Below are 6,000 nucleotides of genomic sequence, written 5' to 3' on the forward strand. Positions count from 1 at the left end.
TTCGCCCGAAATTCAGATTGGATGGTGCGGGTGAAAGGCGGCAGCGTGTCAGCCGATGATGCCCATGATGTCGGATTCCTTCATGATCAGAAGGTCTTCACCATTGAGCTTGACTTCGGTGCCCGACCACTTGCCGAACAGGATGCGGTCGCCAGCCTTGACGTCCAGCGGGACGAGCTTGCCAGCTTCGTCACGAGCGCCCGAGCCGATGGCGATGATCTCGCCTTCCTGCGGCTTTTCCTTGGCGGTATCTGGGATGATGATCCCGCCGGCGGTCTTCGCTTCGGACTCGACGCGGCGAACGACCACGCGGTCATGCAGCGGTCGGAAATTCGACTTTGCCATTTTTGGATGTCCCTGGTGCTGTTGAACGGTTCTCCGTTGCCGGAGCGTGGTTAGCACTCGCCTATGCCGAGTGCTAACGCGACCGTGAGATAGGTAGTAGGTTCGTACTCGTCAAGACGAAATAGGGACGGCCGAGGAGCAAAAAATTCTGCAATCGGCGCGGAAGCACCGGGTCCCTGTACATGAGCTCTTTCTGCATCTTTGCTGGCAGTCGCTCGTCCCCTCCGGCTCAAAATAGCTCTGCCAGAGGTTCCGGCCTGGTGTCGCCTAAGAGGAAGGGCCTGAATGGTAGTTCGCCCAGTGACTTTTCGGCGAAGAGCACCGCGCGGAGGTCGTCGTGCATCAGGAGCAGATCATTCAAGGATTCCCATTGGCAGTGGACGGGATGAAAATTCGCGAGGGAAAGCGGCTTGCCGCTGCGCGCCATGCGGCAGGAGCTGCAGCGCTTTTTCGTCAACGATCTTTCTCGGCGCTCCGAAATCTCTTCGTCACCCCACATCGCAGACCTCCGCTCCCGCCACTCATATTCATCGCATCCGCGCAATCGCGCACTCGAAAGCACCTGATGGCGCTTGTGCGCATGCCAGCCGGGGAGACACCAGTTTTTGACGGGCAATTGCATTCAGGCGCGGAGCACGCTCGAAGCCGAGAAGGTCGGCAGAACGCAAGCCAACCGCACTTTGGCCGTGGCTCTCGACATCCTGACGCTGGATTTTCATGTCAGTAGAATGGCGGGGTACGCCCTCGATCATCAAGGCGATACACCGTGCAAAACGATACGATCGTCATGCACAGAGCTACCTCTCGGCCCTTGCTCTCGCTAACAAAAAGACCCGGCCCAATCTGGAGGGATTGGGCCGGGTCTTTAAGGTCACATTCCATTGGTGGGCAGTGACGCTTCTTGGCTATCCCGCCATTATTAACGAAAGGTTAACCGCGGGCAAACTCCTCTGCTTCCACTAGGCGACAAGGGCGTCCACACAGGGAACAATCGATAAGACCCCTGACAGTCCAGGACGACAATATCTGCTCGCCATCGCCAAAGGCGCTTCCATTTCCCAACAAGAATCGTTGAACGTGATCGAACGCATCCGCTCTGCTGCCGATCGCTGGCCATGGTTCGTGGAGCAAGCAGGTCCATTCAAACACGAACCGATGAACTTGATCTCAGCCTGAACGGACGGAGGCCTCAGCCTGCGCAGGCGCTGCATCGGCATATCTTCCGACGACCCGGCTGTTCCGAGCCCCTGCCCACACGAAAGTAAACGTGCACCAACGATGACGAGTACCGTTCCGTGGCCGCCGGCGATGCCGAAAATCCTCGCCGCATGAGCGCGGCGTGACGTTCAACCGACCTTGCGACTCAGCTGGAGTTTGCGACGGAGCCGGAACCAACCGGAGTGTTCCAACTGGAAATCCTTCGCCCGAGCCTTTGCGAGAAGTGAGCACTTCGTCTCGGGCTCGCCGACTTCAAGCGGCTTTAGGAATCAAAGGCCCCGGAACTGGGTCGGTTGCCGGGGCCTTGGCCATGTACGAGATACCTAGCATGGCCGCATTGACAGTGAGCTAATATGCTCAACAAACGGTAAATGGCCGCCGCACTCCGGTCCCGAGGGCTCCCGGCCGCGCAGAGGCATGCGCGCTGCCGAAAGGCGACCAGAGCTTCTTCCTTTATCTGTTTGGCCAATGCATAACTCACCTAAAGGGTCACATTGAAGCCGATCCTCGGAGTCACTGAACTGTCCTTTAGCCAGTCCCTATGGACTGTTCCACAGAGCCCCATCGGATGCAGGCGGTGGGCCTTTTGCATCGGCAATCAACCAAGGCGGTGATGCGCGCCCTTGCCTGACCCGAACGTGGCCGACGAGGCTCCAACTTCCTCTATGCTGGCCGGCTACGATGAAGAACTGTTGCTTGCCAATATATCCGTCTCCGACGTAGCGGCTGAAGATGCCGACTGACGTGCCCGGCCATATACATGCTCATTGCTTTTCTTCAGCCTATTCGCAATTTGTCGTCTCAAATGCGATGATTTGGGACTGAGCCGTCGCTCTCAACGAACAACATGCGCCGTCCGAGGTAGAGCTAAGCGCAGAGCGGCGGCCCATTTTCTTCGCCAGTGCGTTCGGAACTCACCTGGATGCTAGCCGGGGAGCGCTCGGCCGCTGGCTCTTTTACTTATCTAGGGTGTCGGACTTGGCTTTGTTACCTTTCGAGGCCCAGGTGGCCCTAATTCGATCGCTGGCTTCAAGGTAAGACATGTCGAGCAAATAGGTCAGGAGGCTCTCACCGTCTGCCTGCACTATCTGACGAATTTCTCTCAACATTGCCTGGACAAACTGCAAGTTCTCTAACTTTCTGGACTGTTGCACTGGAACCCCGCCTTCCGAACCGTTTGCTGAAACAAAATTGAAACTCGCTCCTGAACAAGAAAACCTCCGAGAGCTATTCGAGTGCGTGTCAGAGTGCCTGACTTCGCCCTTGGTAAGGTCGGGATATCTCGATATGACGTGTGACACCGATCACGGCATTTTGTCGCATGACCAATCTCTTCATTTCTCCCGGACCACGCGAACCCGCCTCGATTCGAATGACGGCTGGGAGTGCCCTTTCACGGATAATTTCATGAATGAAACTCACGTTACTATTGCGTTTTGAGCGGCAGATTGCTCGGCAAGGGCGTGCGGCGACATTCGCCGGATTGATCTTGCCGTGGGATGGCAGACGCGGCGCCGAGCGATCTCGTTTTCGACTTCCTGGGAGTCCCCAGCAAGCGTTGGAATCGGCGACTGGTCCCCATGAGCCTTCCCACCACTCCCGGGGGCTCGTGGCTCGCCTTGTGACGAACGGTCGACACCATCGCGAATGCGAGCATGACCAGCGAGACGTGGCGGTGCCACCCGTGCCAAGAACGGGTTTCGTTATGGTCGAGGCCGAGTTCACTCTTCGCCGTGCGAAGCCCTTCCTCGATAATCCTGCAACATTGCTGCACCGCGATCAGTGTTTCGATCTCGGTCCCCGCTGGAGACCATGTCGAAAAGTAGGAGAGAGCGCGGTTCGCATCGCGTCGGATCAAGAGTCCCGGCATCCAAGACCCGGAGCGGGCTTTATCGCACTCCGCGACGTCTGAGTTAGTGAACGGGTAGTAAGCCCATGATTCCGAGCCCTGTATTGCCTCTCCCAGAGGCAAGCTCCGCCAGAGGGAGGGCTCGAGGTTCCCTGCGATATCCTCGGCCGTGCCGTCAGCTGGAAAAAGGCGATTTCGGGAAGCGAAGTGATGGTTAGCGTTAACGGCGAGCACATAGGCCTTGTACCAGCGTCGCAGGGCCATCTCGATGTCGACGCCAGCGTAGATGCGGTCAGTAGCTACCCAGCTTAAGGGCGCGTCCGCAGCGATGATGCGTGCGATCATATCCAGCGCCAGCCGGGACTTTGTTGCGAAAATCGTGCCGGCAGGCACATGGGCCCGCGCCAAGCGGGCGGGATCATCCGTCCAGGCTCTCGGAAGATACAGCGCGCGATCAACGAAAGCATGCCCATGCCTGGATGCGTAGGCAGCGAACATCCCGATCTGGCAGTTGGCCATGTTGCCAGTCGCCCCGCAGACCTGCCGCGCTACCCCACAGGACGTCTTGCCTTGCTTGATGAAACCCGTCTCGTCAATCACGAGGACCGCTTCGTTGTCAGCCAGCGTTTCAAGCGCGTATTCGCGCACGATGTCGCGCAAGGCGTCTGCATCCCATTTGCCCCGACCCAGAATGGCCTGTTGGCGCCACGGCCCGGGGTCACCGGCGGCCTCGGCGCGCATCCAGCCGGTCTTGCGATGCCCGTCCCGGAGCAGGCCTTCAAGGAACAGTCCGGCCGAAATCGCCACGCGTTCCTGAGGAAAAAGCCCCCTGATCCGAGACCGCACCTCGCGTAGTGACGAGGCCCATATCTCGAATGTCGTTTCAATCGATTGAAAAATCACCAGCAACCCCTTCTTTGCCGCCCGTCACGGAATCGAAAGAATAAGTAATTTACCTATGAAGTGCAATTGTAATACTTATCTCTTTCTATTTGAGTTTTGCCTGAATCAACAAGCCCGTGACGAACATCTATTCGGCACTCAAATCTCATATTATCTTGTTGGAAACAAGCTTGACGCATCAAATACGGGTTGCTGTAAACTCGGCGCAGTCGATAGCGTAAGATTGAACGCGCGCAAAAATGGCTTCGACGCATGGGAGACTTTCGGCCGGCCGCGCTTCTTCGACGTCAGGCGTCGGCGCCCTACCGCATGGCGCGCGAGCAATGTCTAAAGCAGCCGAACTCACAAATGCACCCGTTTCGCCGATAACGTGGAGCCCCTATCGAGCCCGATTCTAACCTGGGGTTTGCCGAAGCTTTTCCAACACAAACAGCTTGGCCCGACGCACGGCCGCCTCAGTCGATCCCCCGGTCGCCAGACACGCGGCGATCGCGCTGGCCAGGGCACAACCGGTGCCGCGCATCTTTCTTCCCAGTCGAGGAGCGTCGAAGCGCATGGGCAATTGATTGGGCCGAACGAGAATATCCGTTGATCGAGGCCCTGAGGCGTGGCCGCCCTTAATCAGCAGGGCCTGAGGCCCGGCGGTCAGCAGTCGGCCACCAATTGGGCTTGCAAAGGGTGCACTTCGCTGACCGCATTATGTGTCTGCACAGTCAGCGCGGTAACGGCCACGCAGGTCCGGACGTCAAGGGACGAGATCGTCTCGATATCGCGCACAAGTCCGGCACCCCCGCTGGAGTCAGACCCACCAACGACAAGCATAAGGGTCTCTCCTCAGCGCCATCGGCCTGTCTTTTCGATCCATTCTCGCGTGCGCGCCTCGGGGTCCTCGTTTCGCGTGATGTCGGTGACCACCGCCGCGCTGTCCGCGCCCGCCGCGAAAACACCGTTAAGTCGATCAGGGTTGAGGCCGCCTATGGCGACCAGGGGAATGGGTGCTGCCCAGCGCTTCCACTCGCAGATTCGCACAAGTCCTTGCGGCGCCCACTTCATCTTCTTCAGGATGGTGGGATAGACCGGCCCGAGCGCGATGTAGTCGGGTTTGGCCGCTATGGCCGTCTCCAGTTCGGCATGATCATGCGTGCTGAGCCCGAGCCTCACGCCGGCCGCCCGTATCCGCGCGAGGTCGGCCGCCGCCAAATCCTCTTGGCCGAGATGGACGAAGTCGCAGCCTTCCTCGATCGCCAGGCGCCAGTGGTCGTTGACGATGAGCTGGCATTCGTGTTGGGCGCAAAAGGCCTTCGCCTTGCAGATTTCGGCGCGCAACCCGGTCTCGTCCATGGTCTTGACGCGCAACTGCACCAGCTTGACGCCGAGCGGCACCAGTCGTTCGATCCAGGCAGCGCTATCAACGATCAGGTAGAAGGGATCAAGCGTCATGAAAAAACGGCCCTGCCGATAGTCGGTGTCGAAGGCACGGCGACGTCGCGCGGTTCGAGCATTCCCGAACTGAAAGCTTCACGACCGGCATCGACCGCCTTGCCGAACGCACGCGCCATGCCGACCGGATCAGCCGCCTTGGCGACCGCTGTGTTCAGGAGCACGGCGTCAAAGCCGAGCTCCATGACGGTTGCCGCATGCGACGGCCGTCCGAGCCCCGCGTCAACAATCAGTGGAACATCTGG

Annotated in this window: 5 protein-coding genes and 3 pseudogenes; all 8 read right to left on the bottom strand. The window is 58.8% G+C overall.

Going from position 1 to position 6,000, the window contains the following annotated elements; all coding sequences use genetic code 11:
- Nucleotides 1–48: 48 nt before the first annotated feature.
- The gene (groES, locus tag ABID19_RS32335) at nucleotides 49–345 is read right to left on the bottom strand and encodes a co-chaperone GroES (RefSeq protein WP_006199659.1); all 297 of its coding nucleotides are present in this window, start codon (nucleotides 343–345) and stop codon (nucleotides 49–51) included.
- A gap of 229 nt (nucleotides 346–574) precedes the next feature.
- Nucleotides 575–844: a hypothetical protein gene (locus tag ABID19_RS32340; RefSeq protein ID WP_263807031.1), complete on the bottom strand. Its 270-nt coding sequence runs from the start codon at nucleotides 842–844 to the stop codon at nucleotides 575–577.
- A 100-nt stretch (nucleotides 845–944) separates the two neighbouring features.
- Nucleotides 945–1,106, bottom strand: a pseudogene (locus tag ABID19_RS32345) (Tn3 family transposase); the annotation flags it as partial.
- Nucleotides 1,107–3,163: 2,057 nt separating this feature from the next.
- Nucleotides 3,164–4,315 (bottom strand): annotated as a pseudogene (locus ABID19_RS32350) (IS701 family transposase); the annotation flags it as partial.
- A 394-nt stretch (nucleotides 4,316–4,709) separates the two neighbouring features.
- Nucleotides 4,710–4,979 carry a bifunctional hydroxymethylpyrimidine kinase/phosphomethylpyrimidine kinase gene (locus tag ABID19_RS32355; protein ID WP_318528302.1) on the bottom strand — a complete coding sequence of 90 codons (270 nt, stop codon included), beginning with the start codon at nucleotides 4,977–4,979 and terminating at the stop codon, nucleotides 4,710–4,712.
- Nucleotides 4,961–5,137, bottom strand: coding sequence for a hydroxymethylpyrimidine/phosphomethylpyrimidine kinase (locus ABID19_RS32360; RefSeq protein ID WP_263807032.1), 177 nt, complete (start codon nucleotides 5,135–5,137; stop codon nucleotides 4,961–4,963). The genes ABID19_RS32355 and ABID19_RS32360 overlap by 19 nt, the downstream gene beginning before the upstream one ends.
- A 12-nt stretch (nucleotides 5,138–5,149) precedes the next feature.
- Nucleotides 5,150–5,755 carry a thiamine phosphate synthase gene (locus tag ABID19_RS32365; RefSeq protein WP_263807033.1) on the bottom strand — a complete coding sequence of 202 codons (606 nt, stop codon included), beginning with the start codon at nucleotides 5,753–5,755 and terminating at the stop codon, nucleotides 5,150–5,152.
- Nucleotides 5,752–6,000: pseudogene (locus ABID19_RS32370) on the bottom strand (thiazole synthase); the annotation flags it as partial. The gene ABID19_RS32365 and the pseudogene ABID19_RS32370, both read right to left, overlap by 4 nt.

The sequence above is a fragment of the Mesorhizobium robiniae genome, from assembly GCF_040545535.1.
Taxonomy (GTDB): Bacteria; Pseudomonadota; Alphaproteobacteria; order Rhizobiales; family Rhizobiaceae; genus Mesorhizobium; species Mesorhizobium robiniae.

Excerpts from the sequence above, each read along its gene's own strand:
- ABID19_RS32340 (WP_263807031.1), bottom strand. The coding sequence starts at position 844 with ATGTGGGGTGACGAAGAGATTTCGGAGCGCCGAGAAAGATCGTTGACG.
- ABID19_RS32365 (WP_263807033.1), bottom strand. The coding sequence starts at position 5,755 with ATGACGCTTGATCCCTTCTACCTGATCGTTGATAGCGCTGCCTGGATC.
- groES (WP_006199659.1), bottom strand. The coding sequence starts at position 345 with ATGGCAAAGTCGAATTTCCGACCGCTGCATGACCGCGTGGTCGTTCGC.
- ABID19_RS32360 (WP_263807032.1), bottom strand. The coding sequence starts at position 5,137 with ATGCTTGTCGTTGGTGGGTCTGACTCCAGCGGGGGTGCCGGACTTGTG.